The sequence below is a fragment of the Streptomyces sp. NPDC060027 genome, from assembly GCF_042737005.1.
Lineage (GTDB): Bacteria > Actinomycetota > Actinomycetes > Streptomycetales > Streptomycetaceae > Streptomyces.
On record NZ_JBHWVI010000441.1, the window covers coordinates 1 to 1662 of the forward strand.

The window sequence follows — 1662 nt, forward strand, 5'->3', positions numbered from 1 at the left end:
CTCCGGAGCGGCCGCGGCCGGCGTGGGTGCCGTTCTGTCCAGGGCGCAGGTGCTGCGCGAGTCCGGGTCGCCAAAGAAGAATTTAAACGTGAGGGCCGTGAGGGTGGGCACCGAAGAAGCCCGGCTGGTCGTGGTCCGCGGCCAGCCCGTCACTCGCAGCCGCGGCGAACAGCTCGAACCGGTCCTCGCGGCCCTGGGCGAAGGCGAGCTCCGCCTGGTCGTCGTGGCGCGAGGGCGCCACCCACGGCGCCACCCGCAGCGGCCTGCCCGCCCGCCCGGCAGCGTCCTGCACGGTGCCAGACGTCTCCTCTACCAGTGCGTTGTCCGCAGCCAACTGCTCGGCAGTGCCCAGCCCTTCACGATCAGGCCCACTACCACGAGGACCGGACCCTGGCCGCTCGCTGCCAGCAGGTGTGCCGCGTCCCGCATCAGCACGCTCTTGCCCACCCGGTGGGCGCATTCAGCAGCGTCATCGCGCCCGCGGGCAGCCGCAACTCCGCCGCCGTGCGGCCGTAGGCGTCGGTGAGCCGCTCGAAGAATCCCTCAAGCAGACCGGGCTTCCACCCAAACTTTCCCGGCCGGGCTGTCCCCTGGCCCACCACGCGGTCCATCACCGCTTGGCGCGGCAGTGCCGCTTCCTTGAGAAACGGCTCGGTGCGCAGCCGCACCGGGCAACGAACGCGCCCTTCTCGCCTGCGGGGATCTCCACCGTGTACAGCCGGTCGCGGCCGAAAGTCCACAGGCCTTCCCCGGCTGTCGGCAGTGACCTCTCCAGCAGGGCCCGGTATCCCTCGGCCTCCTGAACGAGATGCTCGGCCAGAGCGGGGAGCTCTTGAGCATGGCAGGCCACCAGCCAGTGGGCCTCGTCCGCGTTCGATTCCTCCGGGATCCGGAACAGTGCTGTGGGCGCCACCGCGTACTCCAGGACCGTCTCACGGAACGTCTCCGGCTGCGCCAGGTCCCCCTCCTGCCGGAGCGCTTGCCACAGCCGGCCCACCCGCTCATGCTCGGCGCGCGGCAGTGACAGCCAGACCCCCCACACGTCGGTGCGCCGGGCGGCGAACATCGCCGCGAAGTCCAGCGGCACCCCGCACCGGCCGTCAACGGTCTCGAACGCGAAGTACTGCTGAGACAGGGCGAGATACGCCGCGATGGCACAGCGCTGCAACGCCTCATGGACCTCACCGGTCTCCACGACTCACCCAGGCGGCACCAGCGAAGAACCTCGGCGACGAAGTTCTTCGCTGGTCATCACCTCAAAGTCCGGCCGCCCGGCAAGACGGGACTGCAGCAGCGGAAGGTCCGACCGCTGCCGGTGGGAGACCACGATGGTCAGCCGCACTCTTCCGCCCAGCGCGGGGCGCTCGAGCAGTGCGTCGGCCAGGGCCCCGAAGGACCGCCTACGCCTTCGCATCCACCCGCCACTCCTTGGTCACCAGCGGCTCGGCGGCCGTGATGCGCAGGTCGTAGCGGTCACCGTCCGGGTACATGAAGACGTCGAGATTGGCGATGCCCGTCAGCGCGTCCCGGATCGCGAACTCCATGCGCCCCGGCAGGGTCAGATACCGCTGAGCTGACCGACACCACCCGCGGATCGTGCGTCCGGCGGATGGCCGCCGAGTACAGGTCGGGCCGGGCTCGCCCACGACATCGGCGGAGCCG

4 protein-coding genes are annotated in these 1662 nt (G+C 70.6%); all 4 read right to left on the reverse strand.

Translation table 11 applies throughout. The features are described 5' to 3' along the window. Positions 1–82 precede the first annotated feature (82 nt). The 4 genes from ACFWBT_RS42820 to ACFWBT_RS42835 all read right to left on the reverse strand — a co-directional run bounded on the left by ACFWBT_RS42820 (position 83) and on the right by ACFWBT_RS42835 (position 1544). Positions 83–292, reverse strand: a complete 210-nt coding sequence (locus ACFWBT_RS42820) for a hypothetical protein (RefSeq protein ID WP_385710211.1) — start codon at positions 290–292, stop codon at positions 83–85. A gap of 17 nt (positions 293–309) precedes the next feature. Then, positions 310–447, reverse strand: coding sequence for a hypothetical protein (locus ACFWBT_RS42825; protein WP_385710214.1), 138 nt, complete (start codon positions 445–447; stop codon positions 310–312). A gap of 163 nt (positions 448–610) precedes the next feature. After that, positions 611–1195, reverse strand: coding sequence for a hypothetical protein (locus ACFWBT_RS42830; RefSeq protein ID WP_385710217.1), 585 nt, complete (start codon positions 1193–1195; stop codon positions 611–613). A gap of 205 nt (positions 1196–1400) precedes the next feature. After that, positions 1401–1544, reverse strand: a complete 144-nt coding sequence (locus ACFWBT_RS42835; RefSeq protein ID WP_385710219.1) for a hypothetical protein — start codon at positions 1542–1544, stop codon at positions 1401–1403. Positions 1545–1662: the final 118 nt, after the last annotated feature.

What these genes read in the sequence shown, in the direction of transcription:
- ACFWBT_RS42835 (WP_385710219.1), bottom strand. Translation starts at nt 1,544, where the DNA reads ATGGAGTTCGCGATCCGGGACGCGCTGACGGGCATCGCCAATCTCGAC.